Origin of the sequence: Beijerinckia indica subsp. indica ATCC 9039 (assembly GCF_000019845.1) — a bacterium.
Lineage (GTDB): Bacteria > Pseudomonadota > Alphaproteobacteria > Rhizobiales > Beijerinckiaceae > Beijerinckia > Beijerinckia indica.
Genome location: NC_010581.1, coordinates 1,730,631 through 1,749,074 on the forward strand (window position 1 = coordinate 1,730,631; position 18,444 = coordinate 1,749,074).

At 57.7% G+C, this 18,444-nt stretch carries 17 protein-coding genes; 6 read left to right on the forward strand and 11 right to left on the reverse strand.

Going from position 1 to position 18,444, the window contains the following annotated elements:
* Positions 1-326 precede the first annotated feature (326 nt).
* Positions 327-2,723 (reverse strand): transketolase-like TK C-terminal-containing protein, encoded by a 2,397-nt coding sequence (locus tag BIND_RS07755; RefSeq protein ID WP_012384519.1) that lies wholly within the window; start codon positions 2,721-2,723, stop codon positions 327-329.
* Positions 2,724-2,857: 134 nt separating this feature from the next.
* On the opposite strand from BIND_RS07755, the gene BIND_RS07760 reads away from it, so the two are divergent.
* Positions 2,858-3,331, forward strand: coding sequence for an Lrp/AsnC family transcriptional regulator (locus BIND_RS07760; RefSeq protein ID WP_012384520.1), 474 nt, complete (start codon positions 2,858-2,860; stop codon positions 3,329-3,331).
* 44 nt (positions 3,332-3,375) lie between these two features.
* Here the strand turns inward: BIND_RS07760 and BIND_RS07765 are convergent, their stop codons facing one another.
* The 8 genes from BIND_RS07765 to BIND_RS07800 all read right to left on the reverse strand — a co-directional run bounded on the left by BIND_RS07765 (position 3,376) and on the right by BIND_RS07800 (position 12,782).
* A complete protein-coding gene (locus BIND_RS07765) occupies positions 3,376-5,040 on the reverse strand; it encodes a cyclic peptide export ABC transporter (RefSeq protein WP_012384521.1) in 1,665 nt (554 codons plus the stop codon).
* A gap of 115 nt (positions 5,041-5,155) precedes the next feature.
* Positions 5,156-5,953 (reverse strand): MBL fold metallo-hydrolase, encoded by a 798-nt coding sequence (locus tag BIND_RS07770; RefSeq protein ID WP_012384522.1) that lies wholly within the window; start codon positions 5,951-5,953, stop codon positions 5,156-5,158.
* Positions 5,950-6,765, reverse strand: coding sequence for a TatD family hydrolase (locus BIND_RS07775; RefSeq protein WP_012384523.1), 816 nt, complete (start codon positions 6,763-6,765; stop codon positions 5,950-5,952). The genes BIND_RS07770 and BIND_RS07775 overlap by 4 nt, the downstream gene beginning before the upstream one ends.
* 2 nt (positions 6,766-6,767) lie before the next feature.
* Positions 6,768-8,318, reverse strand: a complete 1,551-nt coding sequence (metG, locus tag BIND_RS07780; RefSeq protein ID WP_041778582.1) for a methionine--tRNA ligase — start codon at positions 8,316-8,318, stop codon at positions 6,768-6,770.
* Positions 8,319-8,461: 143 nt separating this feature from the next.
* A complete protein-coding gene (locus BIND_RS07785; RefSeq protein WP_012384525.1) occupies positions 8,462-9,580 on the reverse strand; it encodes a DNA polymerase III subunit delta' in 1,119 nt (372 codons plus the stop codon).
* Positions 9,570-10,283 carry a dTMP kinase gene (gene tmk, locus BIND_RS07790; protein ID WP_012384526.1) on the reverse strand — a complete coding sequence of 238 codons (714 nt, stop codon included), beginning with the start codon at positions 10,281-10,283 and terminating at the stop codon, positions 9,570-9,572. The genes BIND_RS07785 and tmk overlap by 11 nt, the downstream gene beginning before the upstream one ends.
* Positions 10,280-11,464, reverse strand: a complete 1,185-nt coding sequence (locus BIND_RS07795) for a D-alanyl-D-alanine carboxypeptidase family protein (RefSeq protein WP_012384527.1) — start codon at positions 11,462-11,464, stop codon at positions 10,280-10,282. Before BIND_RS07795 ends, tmk begins: the two co-directional genes overlap by 4 nt.
* Positions 11,465-11,630: 166 nt before the next feature.
* Positions 11,631-12,782, reverse strand: coding sequence for a septal ring lytic transglycosylase RlpA family protein (locus tag BIND_RS07800; RefSeq protein WP_012384528.1), 1,152 nt, complete (start codon positions 12,780-12,782; stop codon positions 11,631-11,633).
* 418 nt (positions 12,783-13,200) lie between these two features.
* Here BIND_RS07800 and BIND_RS07805 point away from each other — a divergent pair, with 418 nt between their 5' ends.
* The 5 genes from BIND_RS07805 (at position 13,201) to BIND_RS07825 (ending at position 16,312) form a co-directional block, all read left to right on the forward strand.
* Positions 13,201-13,533: a (2Fe-2S) ferredoxin domain-containing protein gene (locus tag BIND_RS07805; protein WP_012384529.1), complete on the forward strand. Its 333-nt coding sequence runs from the start codon at positions 13,201-13,203 to the stop codon at positions 13,531-13,533.
* Between the two features lie 80 nt (positions 13,534-13,613).
* Positions 13,614-13,976: a hypothetical protein gene (locus BIND_RS07810; protein ID WP_148210584.1), complete on the forward strand. Its 363-nt coding sequence runs from the start codon at positions 13,614-13,616 to the stop codon at positions 13,974-13,976.
* A 470-nt stretch (positions 13,977-14,446) separates the two neighbouring features.
* The gene (locus BIND_RS07815) at positions 14,447-14,818 is read left to right on the forward strand and encodes a hypothetical protein (protein WP_012384531.1); all 372 of its coding nucleotides are present in this window, start codon (positions 14,447-14,449) and stop codon (positions 14,816-14,818) included.
* A gap of 67 nt (positions 14,819-14,885) precedes the next feature.
* Positions 14,886-15,212, forward strand: a complete 327-nt coding sequence (locus tag BIND_RS07820; RefSeq protein ID WP_012384532.1) for a hypothetical protein — start codon at positions 14,886-14,888, stop codon at positions 15,210-15,212.
* Positions 15,209-16,312, forward strand: coding sequence for an ImmA/IrrE family metallo-endopeptidase (locus BIND_RS07825; RefSeq protein ID WP_012384533.1), 1,104 nt, complete (start codon positions 15,209-15,211; stop codon positions 16,310-16,312). Before BIND_RS07820 ends, BIND_RS07825 begins: the two co-directional genes overlap by 4 nt.
* Here BIND_RS07825 and BIND_RS07830 read toward each other — a convergent pair.
* Both BIND_RS07830 and BIND_RS07835 read right to left on the reverse strand, forming a co-directional pair.
* Positions 16,309-17,220, reverse strand: coding sequence for an alpha-glutamyl/putrescinyl thymine pyrophosphorylase clade 3 protein (locus BIND_RS07830; protein ID WP_012384534.1), 912 nt, complete (start codon positions 17,218-17,220; stop codon positions 16,309-16,311). The two genes, BIND_RS07825 and BIND_RS07830, sit on opposite strands and share 4 nt — an antisense overlap.
* Positions 17,198-18,226, reverse strand: a complete 1,029-nt coding sequence (locus BIND_RS07835; RefSeq protein WP_012384535.1) for a thymidylate synthase — start codon at positions 18,224-18,226, stop codon at positions 17,198-17,200. The genes BIND_RS07830 and BIND_RS07835 overlap by 23 nt, the downstream gene beginning before the upstream one ends.
* Positions 18,227-18,444: the final 218 nt, after the last annotated feature.

Below are 18,444 nucleotides of genomic sequence, written 5' to 3' on the forward strand. Positions count from 1 at the left end.
AGCCTGATTTCCTGCCATGGGAAAGCGATAAAAATGCCAATCAATCCTAAGTTTGTCTTTTGATAGCGAAAACTTCCGCTTCTGACCACTCTTTTCGGAGTCAATTTTCAGCGCCGTGAACTCCCGCACGAATTTTTTATCTCGGGCGATGGGTGTTCAGTGCGGCTGAGCCGATGATGCCTTTGCTGGAAATTCCGGTCTGTTCAATTCCGGGATTTCCAGGGCAGGCCACTGAAACCCTGTGCCAAGGTTTAAGACTTATTCTAGGAGAAGCACCTGTATGATTCGCATAAGGTACATTATGGAACATAAAACCTAATCTTCAGCTAGGCCAGCCGCTGCAAATGCCTGATGGGTTTTCCCAGCGTGATGGCTTCCGCCGCTGCGACGATGCTTTGAGCGTCGATTCCATAATGGTGGTACAGCTCTGCGATATTGCCCGATTGACCAAAATGCTCGACGCCGAGCGCCCGCGTTTTATGGCCGTTCACGGAACCCAGCCATGCGAGTGTCGCGGGATGACCGTCCACGACGGTCACGAGACAGCAATGGCGCGGCAGATCGGCAAAGAGACGTTCGACATGGCTTTTCGCATGGACCAGCCCGGCTTCTCGTGCGCGTTGCGCGGCCGTCCAGCCAGCATTGAGGCGATCCGCCGAGGTCACGGCAAGGAGACCGATATCGCGGCGATCTTCGGCGATCAGGCCAGCAGCTTGAAGGGCTTCCGGGGCCACGGCGCCCGTATAGGCGATCACCACCTGGGCATTGGGTCCAGGTTCACGCAGCCAATAGCCGCCATTGATGATGTCCTCGGCGCATTGGGCATCGATGATGCGTTTGGGCTGTTCGATCGCTCGTGTTGAAAGGCGCAGATAGACCGAGCCTCCGACAGCGTCGCGCAGCCAGCTCGTCTCGTCGGGCTGCTGATCGCCCGACCGCTGGATATAGTCGAAGGAAAAGTTCAAAATCGTCGCGAGTTCATCGACGAAGGCCGGCTCGAAACTGGCGAGTCCATCCTGGGCCATGCCGATCAATGGCGTCGCGATCGATTGATGCGCGCCGCCCTCAGGCGCCAGAGTAATGCCGGACGGTGTCGCCACAACGATGAAACGGGCATCCTGGTAGCAGGCATAATTCAGGGCATCGAGGCCGCGTTCAATAAAGGGATCATAGAGCGTGCCGATCGGCAAAAGCCGCTCCCCAAAGAGCGAATGAGAAAGGCCGAGGGCCGACAGCATGATGAACAGGTTCATCTCGGCAATGCCGAGTTCAAAGTGCTGACCCTTGGGTGAAAATTCCCAGTTGAAGGTGGAGGGAATGCGTTCCTTCTTGAAGAGATCAGCCATTTCCCCACGTGCAAAGAGGCCCCGGCGATTGATCCAGGCGCCGAGATTGGTGGAAACGGTCACATCGGGCGAGGTAGTGACGATCCGACTCGCGAAATCGTTCTCTTGCTTGCCGAGATCATGCATGAGAAGCCCGAAACCCTGCTGCGTCGAGAGGGATGGCTGCCAGGGTGCGGGCAAGACAGCGGGGACGGTCACTTTTGCCGCCTCATAACGCCGCCTGCCCCGCGCATTGAATGGCGCGGCCTCGACAAAGGCGCGCAAGGCGGCGGTCGGGGTCGACAAGCCTTCGAACGGCTCCCATTCATGGCCGGGTTTTATGCCAAAACGATCGCGCAAGGTTTCGACTTGTGCCGGCGTCATCAGCCCTGCGTGATTATCCTTGTGGCCCGCGAGCGGCAGGCCAAAGCCTTTGATCGTATAGGCGATAAAACAGACGGGCCGGTCGTGGGTGCGGGCCGCTTCGAAAGCCTGTAAAAGCGTGGGCAAGTCATGGCCGCCAAGATTGGTCATCAATCGGGCAAGCTCTTCATTCGAATAGCTTTCGATCAGTTTCGAAAAAGGCCCCTGATCGCCGAGATCATCGAGTAGCCTCTTGCGCCAGGCAGCCCCTCCCTGAAACGTGAGTGCAGAATAGAGCTGGTTCGGACAGGTTTCGATCCAATCCCGCAGCCGCTCTCCTCCGGGTTGGTTGAATGCCTTTTCCAGCAAGGTGCCATATTTGAGGATGACCACGTCCCAGCCGAAATTGCGGAACATCGTGACGAAACGTTCCCACAAACCCTCGCGCACAACGGCATCGAGGCTCTGGCGGTTGTAATCGACAATCCACCAGCAATTGCGCAGACCGTGTTTCCAGCCCTCCAACAAAGCCTCGAAAATATTGCCCTCGTCCAGTTCGGCATCGCCGATAAGCGCGACCATCCGGCCTTCGGGATGGTCGCCCGCAAGACCTTTGGTGCGGAGATAATCCTGCACGAGCGAGGCGAACAAAGTCTGGGCGACGCCGAGACCCACCGAGCCGGTCGAGAAATCGACATCGTCGGTGTCCTTGGTTCGCGAGGGATAGGATTGGGCGCCCTTGAAACCACGAAAGTTCTCAAGTTTCTCGCGCGTCTGATGGCCGAATAAATATTGGATCGCGTGGAAGATAGGGCTCGCATGCGGTTTCACCGCAACCCGGTCCTCTGGCCGCAGGATGGCGAAATAGAGTGCGCTCATGATGGTCGCCAAGGATGCCGAGGAGGCCTGATGACCGCCGATTTTCAGGCCATCTTGATGGTCGCGCAGGTGGTTCGCGTGATGGATCATCCAAGTGGACAGCCACAGGATTTTTCGCTCGAGATCCCCGAGGCATGCAAGTTTTTGATCCGTCATCGAAGGCCCCTTCCCCATAATTTTGGTGTGGCCTGACGATAAGTTTTTCTTGGAGGGGATTGCGACTAAATTGAGCTTAAACTAGCTTCATTAATAGCTTAAACAGCTAAAATTATTATTGAGATAACTCATTCATGCCAAAACCAGACATTGACGAAATCGACCGGAAAATTCTGGCTGCTTTGCAGGCCGATGCGCATATGACGACGGAAAAATTGAGCGAGATCGTGGGGCTGTCCCCCTCTCCTTGCGCACGGCGGGTTCGGATGCTGGAAGCCGCCGGGGTGATCAAGGCTTATGTCGCCGTCGTCGATCAGGTGAAAGTCGGTCTGCCGATCAGCGTCTTCGCGTCCATCAAATTGGAAAGGCAAAGGGAGGAGGAGCTTGATCGGTTCGCCAGCGCGGTGATGCGCTGGCCCGAAATCGTCGAATGCTATCTCATGACCGGCCAGCGCGATTATCTGCTTCGCATCGTGGTGAAGGATCTCGAAGCCTATGAGACCTTTTTGAAGCAGAAGCTGACCCGTCTGGAAGGGGTTGCCTCGATTGAATCCAGTTTCGCGCTCGGCCAGATCAAGAATGCCCAGGCTTTGCCTATTCCCACATAGATCCTTTTCATGTTTCATCGAATTAGGCGTGGGCGAAACAAAGCTCACCCTCTGAGAGCCTGAGCGGCACTTTCCTCGGTCCAGGCCTCGACGATCTGGCCTTCTTTGAGCCGGATCAGCCGGTCGGCCGCGTCAAAATAGCGATCATCATGCGAAATGACGATCAGCGTTTTGCCCTGCCGTTTGAGGTCCGGCAGCAATTCCCGATAAAAAATGGTCCGGAAGGTCGGATCTTGTTCGGCGGCCCATTCATCAAAGACTAGAACCGGACGATTTTCCAGATAGCAATGGATCAAGGCGAGCCTTTTGCGCTGGCCGGCTGAAAGGTCGGTCGTGGAAAAGGCGCCACCTTCGATCCTAACCTTATGCGCAATATCGAGCTTTTCGAGATAAGTCGTAACTTTTTCCAATCCAAAACCGTCCGGCGTCGCAAGGTCCTCGAAAAGATAATAATCGAAAAAGACGGTCGAGAAGATCTGACGGTAATCGTCACACGTCTCGGTCGTCACGGCCTCGCCATTGAGCAGAACCGCTCCTTCTTGCGGCGTATAAAGGCCAAGAATGAGCTTGATCAAGGTCGTCTTGCCGGAGCCGTTCTCACCGACGATGAACAAGATCTCGCCGCCCTTGATGGTGAGATCGACCGGGCCAAGTGAAAAAGGCGACGGGCCCTTCTCGGCTGGAAATGCGTAAAGAACACCGGAAAGTTCGATCGATGTGATGATGGGAGAGATAGGTTTTTGTGGTTCAAGCAGTAGATATTGTTCGGAATTTGAGAATTCCGTCGCGAGTTCCACCAGTTTCCTGAATGCGACTTGCGCTTGTCCGATGAGGGGCAAAAGACTGAGAATTTGGTCGATCGGTCCCTTCACGAAGAGCAGCACCAGAATAAAGCCGGACAATACGGATTTATCGAGCTTGAGGCCGAACCTGAGAGCGATCAACAAACCGATGGCGGCAAAGAACATCAAGGTGGCGAAGGTATTCGCGGCCATGAAGATCCGCGTGGACGACAAGGTCTCATCGCGGATGCGATTGACTGCCGACCCAAGCTGGTTCTCACGCAAAGCGGAGCGGCGTAGCCGGTTGAGACGCAACTCCTTCGCCCCTTGGGTAAGGCAGCGAAAATGCTTGTGGAGATCTTCATGAGCCATGCGGATCCGTTCCACCCTCTTGGCAGTCAAATGGCGCGCATAAAGGTTGGCCGCGGCACCCGCACCAATGCCGGCCGCCGCGATCAGGAACAGCGTGGGTGACAGAAGAAGCAAGTAAACGATGCAGCCAAACACTATTGAGGCTGATATCGCCAGCGTCGAAACTTGAAAGGTAAAGGCAGAGATGAGTCCGAGATCATGATTTAGTGCGGCGGAAAGTCGATGAACCTGAAAGCGTTCGAGGCGATCGATCGGCGCCGTCAGGATTTTGTCGGAGAGGTCCTTGCGCAGGCGCGCGATGATCTGCTGCCCGACAAAGCCGTTGCTGAGATTGGCGGTGCTTTCGCCGACGAGTTTCAGGACGACCAGGCCCGCAAAAATCCACGCTAGCGAGGACTCGATAGCATCGGCATAAAGAGCTTGATTGATAGTGGCGAGCAACCAGGCTGTGGTCAGACCACCCAGCGCGCCTATGAGTGTCGAGAGCAAGCTGATGAGCCAAAAAGGGCGCAACAGCGAGAATGCCGTGAAAACGAGGTTCCGTTTATCGAACATGGGACGCCCCGTTCGGGCCGATTATCCTATGTCCTGATTTATATTCATCGGCGCAAATAGTCGATTGCCGGATCCTCGGATATCTGGCGTTATTCCCGTTGGTAGAGGATGCGCTCTAAATCACAATCTGCATGCCGTCATAGGCGGGCTCGATATGCGGCGGCAATTCGCTGCGCAGCCGTTCGAAATCAAGGTCAGTGTGCAGATTGGTCAAGATTGCGCGCTTGGGCTTGAGCTTCTTGATCCAGTCGAGTGTTTCCTGCAGGCAGAAATGGCTCGGATGCGGCGTATAACGAAGCGCATCGACGATCCAAAGGTCGAGATTCTCTAAAAATCCCACGCTTTCCGCAGGAATCGCGTTAACGTCCGGCGAATAGGCGAAATTGCCGAAACGAAAGCCGAGTGCATCGATCTCGCCATGTTCCAGCCGGAACGGCAAGGTTTTGAGCACGCCGCCCGCCCCCCTAATGTCAACGGGCTCACCTGCGATGATCCGGTGCTCGGTCAGCAAAGGCGGATATTGGCTGCCGGGCGGGGTTGCGAAAATATAGCCGAAGCTCTCGCGCACATCGGCGGATGTCGCTGCATCCATATGCAGGTCGATCCGCTTATGATGCATGATGACCAGCGGCCGGATGTCATCCATGCCATGCGTATGATCGGCATGCTGATGCGTTAGCAGAATCGCGTCGAGATGGCTGACGTTGTGATCGAGCAATTGCTCGCGCAGATCAGGGCCCATATCGACGAGGATCTGTGTCGTGCCCCCATCCGTGCCGGTTTGTTCCAGCAGCATGGCGCAGCGGCGGCGGCGGTTTTTGGGATTGTTCGGATCGCAGGCGCCCCACCCCTGCCCCACCCTGGGTACGCCGCCAGAGGAGCCGCAGCCGAGAATGGTGATCCGCCGATTCATGCGGCCTGCCCGTCTACGTGACCAGCCGCTGCCGCAAGCGGTGGCATTTTGCTGAAGAGCCGCAGGGCATTAGCGGTCGTTGCCGAGGCGATCTCCTGTTCGGAAACCTGCTTGACCTCTGCCAGCATTTTCGCGGTCTTTGCGACATAGGCCGGCTCGTTCCGTTTGCCACGATAAGGGACGGGAGCAAGATAGGGGGCGTCCGTCTCGACAAGCAGGCGGTCCATCGGGATTTCGCGGGCGATAGCGCGCAATTCGTCGGATTTCTTGAACGTCAGGACGCCGGAAAAGGAAATAGACAGGCCGAGTTTGAGTGCCGTCTCGGCCAATTGGGCCGAGGACGTAAAACAATGCAGCAAGGCTTTGAAAGCGCCCTTGCCCATTTCCTCGGTGAGAATATCGGCCATATCCGCATCGGCGTCGCGGGAATGAATGACGAGCGGCAGTCCGGTTTCTCGCGCCGCTGCTATATGCGTCCGAAAGACCCGCTGCGCGAGATCGCGCGGAGCGTCGTCATAATGATAATCGAGGCCCGTTTCACCGATGCCGATACATTTTTCATGGGAGGAAAGCTGGATCAGCCGGGCAAGCTCGACTTCTTCCTCCTCATGCGCATGCATGGGATGTGTGCCGACCGTGCAATAGACATCGTGATAAGTCTCGGCGATGGCCAGAATATCGGCGAAACGATCGATACGCGTGGAAATAGTGATCATACGCCCAAGGCCCGCCGCCCGCGCACGGCCGACAATCTCGTCGCGCTCGGCCGCGAAATCGGGAAAATCAAGATGGCAATGGGTATCGATCAGCATGTCTATGACTTGGCTTCCGTTTCGATACGGGGAAAGATCGGCACAGGTGTCGGCAAAACCGTGCCGGGGGGCAGATCAGGGCCTTCTTCCACATGGATGAAAAGGCGAGCTTCCGCCGCGACACCCAGAGAATCGAGCAATTTCGAGGCCGATTGCGGAATGAAAGGCTGAGTCAGAATAGCGACCCGCCGCAACACTTCTGCTGTCACATAGAGAATGGTCTCCATGCGAGCGGGATCGGTCTTGCGCTTGATCCACGGCTCTTCGCCCGCGAAATAGCGATTGGCCTCGCCAACGACGCGCCAGATTTCGCCTAAGATAAGATGCAGCGAGAAATCCTGCATCAGATCCCGGCTCTTTTCGACCAGGGCGCGGGAGAGGTCGAGGATCGCTTTGTCGGCCTCGCTGAAGGCGCCGGGCTGCGGCACCTTACCCCCGCAATTTTTGGCGAGCATGGAGAGCGAGCGCTGCGCCAGATTGCCAAGGTCATTGGCGAGATCGGCATTGGTGCGGTTGACGATCGCTTCATGCGAATAATTGCCATCCTGGCCGAACGGCACTTCGCGGAGGAAGAAATAGCGGAATGGGTCGAGGCCATAAGTCTCGATCAAAGTCAGCGGGTCGATGACATTGCCCACTGATTTCGACATTTTCTCGCCGCGGTTGAACAGAAATCCATGCACGACGATCTGTTTTGGCAGAGCAATTCCAGCCGACATCAGGAACGCCGGCCAGTAAATCGCGTGGAAGCGGGTGATATCCTTGCCGATCACATGCGCATCGGCCGGCCAGAAAACCGCGCGCGGCGCCTCCGCATCAGGGAAACCCGTGGCGGTAATATAATTGGTCAGGGCATCGACCCAGACATACATGACATGTTTGGCATCGCCCGGCACGGGAATGCCCCAGTCGAAGGTCGAGCGGCTGATCGAAAGATCGGTCAAGCCGCGCTCGACGAAAGAGACGATCTCGTTGCGATATTTCTCGGGTGTGATGAAATCCGGATGGGCCTGATAATGCGCGAGCAAGCGCTCTTGATAGGCTGAAAGCTTGAAATAATAGCTCTCTTCCTCGACCCATTCGACCGGCGCGCCGGTTGGAGCGAGCTTGGTGCCATTGGGCCCCTCGGTCAGTTCACCCTCGTCGAAGAAAGCCTCATCGCGGACCGAATACCAGCCGGGATATTTGGAGAGATAAATATCGCCATTGGCGGCCATACGGTTCCAGATCTCTTGCGCCGCTACATGATGGCGTGGCTCCGTCGTGCGCACGACATCATCGGTCGGTGCGTCAAGCGCGAGCCCCATAGCAGCGAATTGAGCGGCCGTGCGGTCGGCCAGTTCCTGCGGTGTGATATGGTCGCGGGCGGCCGTCTGCTGCATTTTTTGGCCGTGCTCGTCCATGCCGGTCACGAACAGCACGTCATAGCCATCGAGCCGCTTGAAACGGGTGATCGCGTCGCAGGCGAGCCGCTCATAGGCATGGCCGATATGGGGAGCGCCATTGGCATAGGGAATGGCGGTCGTGAGATAGAAGCGGGGGCGGCCGGCCATGGTCATGATCTTGAGTTTGTCCCGATCCGGCTGGTCGAACACCAGCGATGTATCATCTCATTCGGTCGAATAAGAAAATACGCTTTATCCTAATCTTAACGCATAATCCTTGCCTTAAGCTTTCCAGTCACAAAGGCCATGAATTAAAGGTGTAAGACAGGCGTGGAAGCCTCTACAGCCGCTGCCAAATCGGTGAAAAGAGAAAGAATGAGCTGACGCTTATCGAGATTGAGGGCCTCGGCCTCACGCAGATCACTCGTCACTTTGTCCCATACCTCCGCAAGAGGCGCAAGAGAGTGGAGATCCAATGGCATGACGGAACCCATCTGGCGGGTCTGGGCATGTAGGCGCGCGTCCAGCCAATCGAAGATCGTGGTCCGCAAAATCTCGAGGTTATTATCGGGATCGGTGGCGATCTGGTCCGCGAGGACGTGAACGCCGCGCCAATCAACACGCGGGAGATCGCCCAAAAGACGGTTCACGGTTGCCTCGATCCCTCGCCCGTTCGGGTCGAGGCGGCGTAAGAGCGGGTGCAGCGAGCCATGCGCCGCCTGCGCCAGGGATAAAAGAGACGCCTGATGCCGCGCCGATTCCGAATCGGTCCAGGGCGGACCGAGTTCCGCGATGATCGCCGCCAGCGCCTCGTCGGATAGCGGTTTCAAGGACATGAGGCGGCAGCGTGAGCGAAGCGTCGGCAGGACATGACCGGGTCGATGACTAATCAGTAAAAACAAGGATCTGGGAGGTGGTTCCTCAATCAGTTTCAGAAGTGCATTGGCCCCTGAAGCATTCAAATCCTCGACGCTGTCGATAATCGCGATCCGATAGCCGCCGGCCCCCGCCGCCTGTTGGAACAGATGCGTCGTCCGGCGCACGTCATCGACGCGAATCTCGCTGAAAAATTTCTTGCCCCGTTCGTTCCATTCCCGCCGGAGCAGAACCAGATCGGGATGGGCGAGCGAAGCGATTTGATGGGAAATCGGATGGGTTTGCGGCACATGGAGCGTGGTGGCCGCTGTGACCTCGGGCGCATGGGGGGCGGGATGCGCCAGGAGAAAGCGCGCGAGCCGCCAGGCCAGCGTCGCTTTGCCGATCCCCATCGGCCCGCCGAGAAGAATGGCCTGCGGCAGCACATTGCCGCGATAGGCCGCAAGGAGGCTCGCTTCAGCCGCTTCATGCCCGATCAAGGCATAGGTTTCACGCGGATGCCTAGTGCCAGCATAAAGATCGGAATCAAGGATCTGGTCGGTCTCAGCGGGCATTGGGATGGAGCAGCCTTTGCTGAATCGCGGTCCAGAGACGTTCGGTCACGATGTCCGCCGAGGCATCGGCGTCGATTAGCAGGCAGCGGCCTGGTTCCCTCTTAGGGAGTGCCCGGAAGGCCTCCCGCAAGCGCCGATGATAGGTAAGATCCTCGCTTTCGAAACGATCGGGACCATCGCCGGAATCAATATTGGCGCGCCGTGCGGCGGCGCGCGCCAGGCCGGTTTCTGGCGCCAAGTCGAGGACGAGCGTCAGATCGGGGACTGTGCCGTTCAGGACCGCTTGTTCGAGAAGGGTGAGCCGGTGCGGATCGAGATTCCCCGCCACGCCCTGATAGACCCGCGTCGAATCGGCAAAACGGTCGCTGACGACTGTCGTGCCCGCCGCGAGCGCGGGCTTGATGACTTGATCGAGATGATCGATCCGCGCGGCGGAAAACATCAGAGCCTCGGCCAGCGGACCGAGCGGCTTGATGACCCCAGAAAGGAGAATATCGCGCAGAATTTCGGCATTTGGAGAACCTCCAGGCTCGCGTGTGGCGATAGCACGAAGACCTTGCGCCTCGAATCTTGCCACAAGCTTGCGCGCCTGCGTCGATTTTCCGGTTCCTTCTCCCCCTTCCAGAGTGATGAAGAATCCGCGTGTGGGGACGGGATTTTCCACAATGTGTTCGGAAGCGGCACGCTCGGAAGGAATACTCATGGCTTGGTCATATATTTGCGCCACAACAGCACGCCGGCTTCATATCCGGCATCGAGTGCCCGGCGCGGCAAGGGGCCCTGTGGAACCGCTTCGGCGGTATAGAGCGGTATTTCGAGCGCGTCGAGCGTGCCGCGCCGGATGATCAATTGCCCGACTTGCTGCCCCTCTTCGACCGGGGCCGGCAAGGGACCTGTATAGACAATCTTGCCGGTGAATTTCTCGCCGCCCAGATGCGGGATCAAAAGCTTGATATCACGATGGGCGACAAGATCGACATCGGTTTTGGCGCCCCCAAAAACCCGTGCGGTTCCAATCGTCTCATTGGCCTTGTAGACGGTCTTCGTCGTGAAAGACCGAAAGCCCCAGAGGAACAATCGTCTTGCCTCATCGGCGCGTTCCTTGGCGTTTTTTGCGCCGTAAAGGGCCAGGATAAGCCGCTCGCCGTTCTGCACGGCGGATCCGACGAGACCATAGCCGCTGGCGTCGATGTTACCGGTTTTCAGGCCATCGGCACCGAAATCCATCGTGAGCAAGGGATTGCGATTGGTCTGCCGGATCTTGTTCCAGGTGAATTCCTTCTCGCCGAAATATTTATAATAATCGGGATAAGTGGTGATCACATGAGCGGCGAGGCGCGCCATGTCGCGCGCCGTCACCAATTGGTCGGGATCGCCCCTGCCCCAGGCATTGGTGAAGACGGAATGATCAAGGCCGAGTTCGCGCGCCCGTTTCGTCATCAAGGTCGCGAAGGCCCCCTCAGAACCGGCCAGCCCCTCTGCCAGCGCTATGGCGGCATCATTGCCCGAGTCGATGACGAGGCCGCGGATGAGATCCTCGACGCGAACGTGGCTGTTGAGGGCGGCATACATGCTCGATCCGCGCGAGGGCGCGCCACCCTGGCGCCAGGCGGTTTCGCTGATGAGAAAGGTGTCGTCGAGATGAATTCGGCCTTCCCGCAGGTTTTGGAAGACCAGTTCGGCGGTCATGATCTTGGCCGTGGACGCCGGTATCACCGGCGCGTCGGGGTTCTTCTCGAAGAGAACGCCGCCGGTTTCAGCCTCGATGAGGATGACATTGGGGGCGCTGGTGTCGATGCCTTGCGCCCTGGCCGCGATCGGGCCAGCAAGAAAGCCCGAGAGCAAAAACGGGATCAGGAGAATGCGGCGCGAGACGGGGACCACGAGCGATCTCCTGTGCTGGAGCAGCGAAAATGCTAGAGCATCGCTCGTTGAGCAGGACGCGTGAGTGATGCTCTATGTCTTATAAACGTATCAAACCCAAAAGGGCGTCCGCTTTGGGTTTGATACGATAGACGGAATACATTCGCATGTCCTGGAAGGCTTCCTCCTAACGGAGGGAAGCGGAGCGACTCGAAGCGCCAATCGGGACACCCGCGCCGGGGATGGTGCTGAGATCAAAGGGGCGTGACGGGGGGAGCGGTCTTTCTTCCACTGTTACCCCAAAGGCCTTGCCCGGCTTGACCATAGGCTTGGCGAGCGAAGCGGCTGCCAAAGCGGCGAGCGCCTGGGAATCCGCTTTCGACGGGGATTTGGGCGCGTAGGAATTGGCTAGACTGGACGGGCTGGCAACAGGCGCCGGCGTCGGAGTGTCCATTGGCTGGAGACGGACAGCCGGAACAGGCTTGGGGATCGACGGTTGGACCGGCTGCGGTTGCGGGGCCACCGGCTGCGTGGCTGAGATTGGCGTGGCCAGCGGCGCCGTGGAAGCAGTGCGCAAAGGCTCGGCGTTCTGTGCCGTCATGACCGGAGCTTCTTGGCCAAGCGAAGCCGGTCGGCCATCCTGGCGCAAGGTTGCAAGGAGAATCTTGTCGTCCGAGCCGTTGAGACTGGCCGGAGAGAGATATTCGACCTTGATCTTGGCCGTGCCCGTCCGGTGAAAATCAAGCGCCTGGGCGACGGTGTGGGAGACGTCCATGATGCGGTCTGAGGCAAAGGGGCCACGATCATTGACGCGCACCACCATGGAATAGTGGTTACGCAGGTTGGTGACACGCGCATAGCTCGGCAAGGGCAAGGTCGGGCTTGCGGCGGTGACCGCATCGCGATCGTAGATTTCGCCATTAGCCGTGCGCCGGCCGTGAAAGGCATCGCCATACCAGGAGGCCAGGCCGACCTTCGTGGTGTGTTTCTCACTCGGATAATAGGTGTGGCCAGCAACAGTATAGGGTTTGCCGACGAGATAAGTACCGCCGCCACGCGGGACCGGCTGCCCATCGGCGATGACGCGCGGGCTGGCCTTGCCATAAACGGAAGACGGAAAATATTCCTTGGAACGAGCGGCGGCGGCCATGCGCTGCTGCGGCTGCTGGGCACAGCCGGCAAGGCCCAAGGCGGCACTGCTCGCCGCGAGGATGAGAGTCAGGCGCCGATTGCGCAGGAAATCGGCAAAATCACGGGTGAAAGACTGGGAGGGAATGAGATCGCCCAAAAACGGATCGGTGCGTCGCGACGTGGAGAAAAGGATCCGTTTTGAACGCATGGTCATTCCTAACTCTACTCACTAACGCAACGCGCATTCCCGCCGAATCGTGGGGTAAATACGCCCCATTCGCGGCACTACCACCTCGAACAGTCCTCTTCATTCATGTCTAAATTCGCCCAAATTTAGGCACGGTTCGAGTCAAATTTTTCTTATCACTCGGATTTCCCTCATGGATTCATATTCATGGTTAATAATACCGCCGTGTCACGCCGCTTGCATTGACGGCGTGGGCTTAAGGGGGCACTCTGAGCTGAGTTATATCTTTCAGTGTATTTGATATTGCCTTCGCAAGCCCAAGGATCTGTGAAGGATTCGAAGGAATATCAAAAAGTAATAGCGTGATGTTCGACTTTGGCTTGAACCTGTCACGCGCGAAGCCAGGGCTCTTTCGCGAGCCTTGAGATGGGTCGAGATTATGGCTCTCAAGGATATTTTTGGACAACCAGCAGAGGCCCGCAGGCTCGTGGTTTGCGTGGGTCCGTGTTGCAATAAGACGGGTGAAGCTGAAGTCTTTCTCGAGGAATTGCGCCAGACCATGCTGGCTGAAGGACTTGATGAGGCAATGGTCGGAACCGCCTCCTGCATGCGCCGCGCCTGTCTTGGTAAATGTACGGGCGAACCGTTGGCCTATATTCATCCGGAAGAAGTCTGGTATCACCAGCTCTCCCCCGCCAATCTGCTTCGCATCCTGCGTGAACATCTTTTGGGGTTGCGCCCTGTCGCGGAATTGATTTTGCCGGAAGAATGAAAGTTAACTCTTATGTCGTGCAGAAGAATAGTTATATTTCATATATTTATGTTCTGTTCTCAAACTTCTGCATGAAGCCTATGCCGGTTCTGACAATTCTCCCCTCCCCTGAGAATAAGGCTGGTCCGCTCGACGGTCCATTTGTTTTGACGACGCCGGATGACGATGCGGAATTGATCGCGATTGTCATCGCTTTCGTCCGCCTCGTGATTCGAGGCGTGTCTTCCTACAACAAGCAAGGCATGGAGGAATCCAGCAATCTGAAATCCTACGCCATGGAATGTTATGAAGAATTGCAGGACGAATCGCCCGAGGCGGCGGAGCGCCTGATCGATCTCATGGTGGATTGCAGTGGCATGCCCGATGCCCTCAAGACGCATCCGATCTGGCGGCTCGATCGCGCCATTCTTCGGGTGCTGCCTGGGATCGTGTTCGAAGAATGAGGGTTCGGCGCGGAGCGCGATTGTAACCTGCGCCTACTTACGCGAGGGGGTGTGGGTTCGAGAATCCCACCTGCCCCGCCAACCCCGCGATTTCCCTCGATGGTCCGATATAGCCGCCGATCACCGCTATACCACCAGCGGTATGGCGAACCGCCGATTCCACGCTGTTGCCCGATGCCTGCTGGCCAGTTTATGTCTAAATTAGGCCGTTTGCTGCCTGGCTGCTTTTTGCCCAGGTCAATTCCTTCGGCAGCTCACGCCACAGTTCTCGCCGTTCCGATTACGTCCTTGATGCTTGAGACCAGCCGTTTGTTCAGGTAGCAAAGGATATCCGCAAATCGATCATACTAGGACGAACCCATCAGCGGGCTACCAGCTCGAGCCGTGCAAACGGGTCGCGAAGAACGCCTGCATGATACGCGACAAGCGTTAAACTAGCTGCTAGATAGATCCACTGGAAAGGATAGAACTTGGCGGCCAAAATCACATCTTATCAGGCGCGGGTGGAGGAATGGCTTGAGGCATGCTTTCCTCCGTCGGTCCGGGCGGACCGCGGCGAGCGCACGCACCGGTTTCTAGAGGAGGCACTGGAACTCGCCCAGGCGAACGGCTGTTCGCGAGGCGATGCCATGGCGCTCCTTGACTATGTGTTCGGTCGGCCTAAAGGGCAGGCGGACATGGAGGTCGGCGGAGTGCTCGTGACGCTGGCGAGCTTGTGCAGTACATCGGGCATCAATATGGACGAAGCCGGCGATCGTGAGCTCGCGCGGAACTGGGAGCGGATCGACGCGATCCGCGCGAAGCAGCAGTCCAAGCCACACGGATCGCCGCTCCCGCAATGATCGCCATGTACTTATTCTGGTCCCTCATCCGGCCGAGGTGCGACGTGTACCACGAGGACCTCGCCGGTTGATCAATATATCTTTCGAGGGTGAGCCGCTGCACGAAATCTGCATCGATCTGTCTAAGGCAGAGCAGGCCTATGGCAGCATTGCGGCGGGAGCGCTCGTCGCGTTCATATCCGACGCACAAGCTCTCGAGACGGTGGACGAATTGATCGAACTGCTCGGTGGTGACATAATAATTTTCGCAGACGATTCTCTGTCCGTCGCGATTGGTTCAGATCATCGAGCCACGCTTGTCGTTGTAGGGCGACATAAGATGGGTTCTGACGGCCGCATTGTCTGGTCGAGTGTAACAAGGTTGAAGCTGTTGAAAATTGCGAGGGTGCCTTGACGGACGGACTTGAGTTCACGCCCGATTGGTTCTCTAAGCCCGGGGATTCGCTACACGCGCAGATGGTACGACGTGGTCTCTCCGCCCAGCAGGTCGCCCAGAATCTCGACGGCGGGATTGCCACCTTGCGGGGGCTACTCGATGGTTCCAAAGCGATCGACGCCGAGCACGCCCGGGTGCTCTCCGCCTCACTCGGGGGAACCGTCTCCTTTTGGTTGAAGCGCCAATCCAACTATCAGGATGCTCTTGAGCGCGCGCTTGAGCGCGCATCTGCGGATGTCGACGAGTCCGAGGCTTGGCTCCAGCTCCAAGTGCCCGGACCGCGCCCAAAAGGACGCCTGTCCGGCCAGCGTCGGCGCGATGAGCTTCGTCGGCGTCTCACGTTTTTCAACGTTGGGACGATGAATGCGTGGAATGCGCGTTACGGGCGGATCTGCTCTGAAACGTTGTTCCGAACTTCTAGCGCGTTTGAGTCCAAGGACACAGCCGTGCTGATGTGGTTGCGAATGGGGGAACTTGCCACGGATCTAGTCACCACGCGGCCGTGGAACGTAGGTAATCTTCGGGATCGCCTCGATGCGATCAAGGCGCTTTCCAAGGTGAAGAGGCCGGAGCTGTTTCTACCGAAACTCAAGGCGCTATGCGCGGAAGCGGGCGTCGCTGTGGTCGCTAAAAAGGCCCCAGAGGGGTGTTGTGCGTCCGGCGCCAGTCGGATGGTCGGGCCGGACAAGGCCATGATCCTCATGAGCTTCCGCGGATTGGCCGACGACAAGTTTTGGTTCACGCTTCTGCACGAGATCGGGCATCTCCTGCTTCACGAGGCGAAGACCTTCGTCGATAACGACATGGAGGGCATCGACCAGAGCGAACGGGAGGCCAACGCATTCGCAGCGCAATGCATCGTACCGTTCGACAGATATGAGGAATTCGAGAACCTTGGCGATAATCGGAATTCCGTTATCAGGTTCAGTGTGCGATCCGGCGTGGCCCCCGGCCTCATCGTTGGTCAGATGCAGCACCACAAGATGATCCGCCCCAATGCGCTGAACGACTTGAAGAAGTTCTGGAAGTGGAGCGATCTGTCCCCGGTGCTGGACTAACCGACGTAGTGGATGAAACGTCGAGGGCTCTTCTGCCAGTTGCATAGCGCGTCCTCCATGACGGCCATGCCTACATTCAACTGTTGATCCAACGCATCGAGGGTCGCCTGAAGATTCGCATTGCTTGTCGCGCTTGTTGGGTTGCCGTCTATCAGCTGCCGGGCGCCGCGCCCTGGTCCCGTCGCGCCATCTAAGTAGGCGCTGCCCGCCTTGATAGGCGCGATCCCGTATCGTCCGATCAGGGAGAGGTAGTCGAACTTCGCCAGCCTGCCGAACGTCAGGACATTTAGGTTTTGATATAGGTAGTCGAAGATTGTGTGTGGATCGTTGCCGGCCTCGCGGACGGCGTTCGCGAAAAAGGCCGCGTGCCCGCCAGGCCCGATCCATGTGAGATAGTCGGACACCGCCTTTTTCATCGGGCGCTTGGCGTTCGGGCGCAGGCTTTCATATTTCCTGTGATTGCCGAACCCACCCCCGATGCCCTGCCAATTGGCGTCGAGCCAGTTATAGAAGGCTGTCGGGTTCGTGATGACGGTGGCCCAATCCCATTTCCCGCTACCAAGCTGACCGTAAACGTCCTTCAGCCTTTGCCAACCGGACAGCGGACGCGCGAAGTGGGTCATCAGGAAGACGAGCCAGCCGGCTTCGTTGACGTCGCCCTGCTGCATGTGGAACGCCACAGCTCGCTCGGGGTCGAAAGACGGGTAGTTGGGATCGGCCCGATGGGCCCCGATCGGCTTAGACTGGACGAGGCGGTAGTAATCCTCACGCCGCAGACTTGCGACGAACTGCATAGCGAGCGTGTCAATGGTCGCTTGGTCGGGGAGCCCCTGAAGCCCGAGGGCCGCCCTGGCGTTCGCCAGCTCGGTTGCGATCCGCTGGTGTTCAGCGTGCCTCGACGGCCACATGGCTTTCCCCTTCCTTGGTGGTTGCGGGATCGCCATGCCTTATAGGCACACGAGCTTCCAGATGCAGCCTTCCGTCCACATACGGCTTGTAGAACGACGTTTCGAGTTGTGCCCGTAGCTCCATCAGCCTCGCCGGATGGTCATGGGCAAATTCCCGTGCCCAGAAGACCTGCATTAACCGAACGATATCCGCCCAATATGGATCAGATATCTCGGACCCGGCATTGAGATCATCGCCCCGCCGGAGACGGCCCTCGATCGACAGAAGGTGATCGACGAGCTGAAATGGGTCGCCCGCAGGCATCGGGGGCATCTCTGCGGTGCGCTGGAAGCCCTCGACGAGATAATTGTCCAGATGGTTGAGATGCTTCTCATAGACGTGCATGCTGCCGACATAGTGATAGTATTCGCCGAGCTCGACGCCCAGCCGGCGCGCCATCATCTCCTGAATCATGGTGAAGCAGAACACGTCGTGCGGCAGACCCCAGTAAGCGTCGTTGGAGCGCATGGTCACCGACATGTGCAGCAGCCCGTCGCGAAGATGGAACTGCAACGTCGTCGTGCAAGGGATCTCCTTGTGTTCGGTCGCGATGTCCTCGGCGTTGAAGAGCTGGATCACCGCTCGTCGGGAATTTGGCTTCTGCCTCAGAAGCGTCTCGATACTGGCAAACTGGTCGATGCCATCCCGCATCGCACGAAGGCGCGGCCCATAAGCACCCTGAATCACGCCAGCTACTGCATCGTCCCGATATGCGCTGACATAGGGCTCGATGAAGGCCAAGGTGTCCAAACCGGATAGGTACCAAAGCAACTCGCCGATGGCGCTGAACGGTTTTCCGCGATTCTCCGAACGACTAATTCTCGCCCTCGGCTTGAGGATTCGGAGGGCAACCCCGAGCAGCTCGACCGTGTTTCCGCGACTACCTGCATTGGTCCGCCCATGTTCCTTTATTGACCAGTAGAGGTTATAAAGGATTGCATCGAGACATTCTTTTTCGATTTCCACGTGGCGTCGCCAATGAATACGGCGCCCCCGGCCGCATTCTTCAGGGCTAACCTTTGCTGCTATAGTTGTTGGTGTCAACTAGCCTGGATAGCGAAGCGGCTTGTCTGGTGAATTCTGCTCGCTTCGGCAGCTTTCTCGCCTTCTTCGCCGCAAAGCGGACCATCGCGAAAGTCCCAGAGGCTGCTCAATGCGCCAGCTACGGTTGTCGATCGAATGAC

What these genes read in the sequence shown, in the direction of transcription:
- BIND_RS07755 (WP_012384519.1), bottom strand. Translation starts at nt 2,723, where the DNA reads ATGACGGATCAAAAACTTGCATGCCTCGGGGATCTCGAGCGAAAAATC.
- BIND_RS07760 (WP_012384520.1), top strand. Translation starts at nt 2,858, where the DNA reads ATGCCAAAACCAGACATTGACGAAATCGACCGGAAAATTCTGGCTGCT.
- BIND_RS07765 (WP_012384521.1), bottom strand. Translation starts at nt 5,040, where the DNA reads ATGTTCGATAAACGGAACCTCGTTTTCACGGCATTCTCGCTGTTGCGC.
- BIND_RS07770 (WP_012384522.1), bottom strand. Translation starts at nt 5,953, where the DNA reads ATGAATCGGCGGATCACCATTCTCGGCTGCGGCTCCTCTGGCGGCGTA.
- BIND_RS07775 (WP_012384523.1), bottom strand. Translation starts at nt 6,765, where the DNA reads ATGCTGATCGATACCCATTGCCATCTTGATTTTCCCGATTTCGCGGCC.
- metG (WP_041778582.1), bottom strand. Translation starts at nt 8,318, where the DNA reads ATGGCCGGCCGCCCCCGCTTCTATCTCACGACCGCCATTCCCTATGCC.
- BIND_RS07785 (WP_012384525.1), bottom strand. Translation starts at nt 9,580, where the DNA reads ATGCCCGCTGAGACCGACCAGATCCTTGATTCCGATCTTTATGCTGGC.
- tmk (WP_012384526.1), bottom strand. Translation starts at nt 10,283, where the DNA reads ATGAGTATTCCTTCCGAGCGTGCCGCTTCCGAACACATTGTGGAAAAT.
- BIND_RS07800 (WP_012384528.1), bottom strand. Translation starts at nt 12,782, where the DNA reads ATGCGTTCAAAACGGATCCTTTTCTCCACGTCGCGACGCACCGATCCG.
- BIND_RS07805 (WP_012384529.1), top strand. Translation starts at nt 13,201, where the DNA reads ATGGCTCTCAAGGATATTTTTGGACAACCAGCAGAGGCCCGCAGGCTC.
- BIND_RS07810 (WP_148210584.1), top strand. Translation starts at nt 13,614, where the DNA reads ATGCCGGTTCTGACAATTCTCCCCTCCCCTGAGAATAAGGCTGGTCCG.
- BIND_RS07830 (WP_012384534.1), bottom strand. Translation starts at nt 17,220, where the DNA reads ATGTGGCCGTCGAGGCACGCTGAACACCAGCGGATCGCAACCGAGCTG.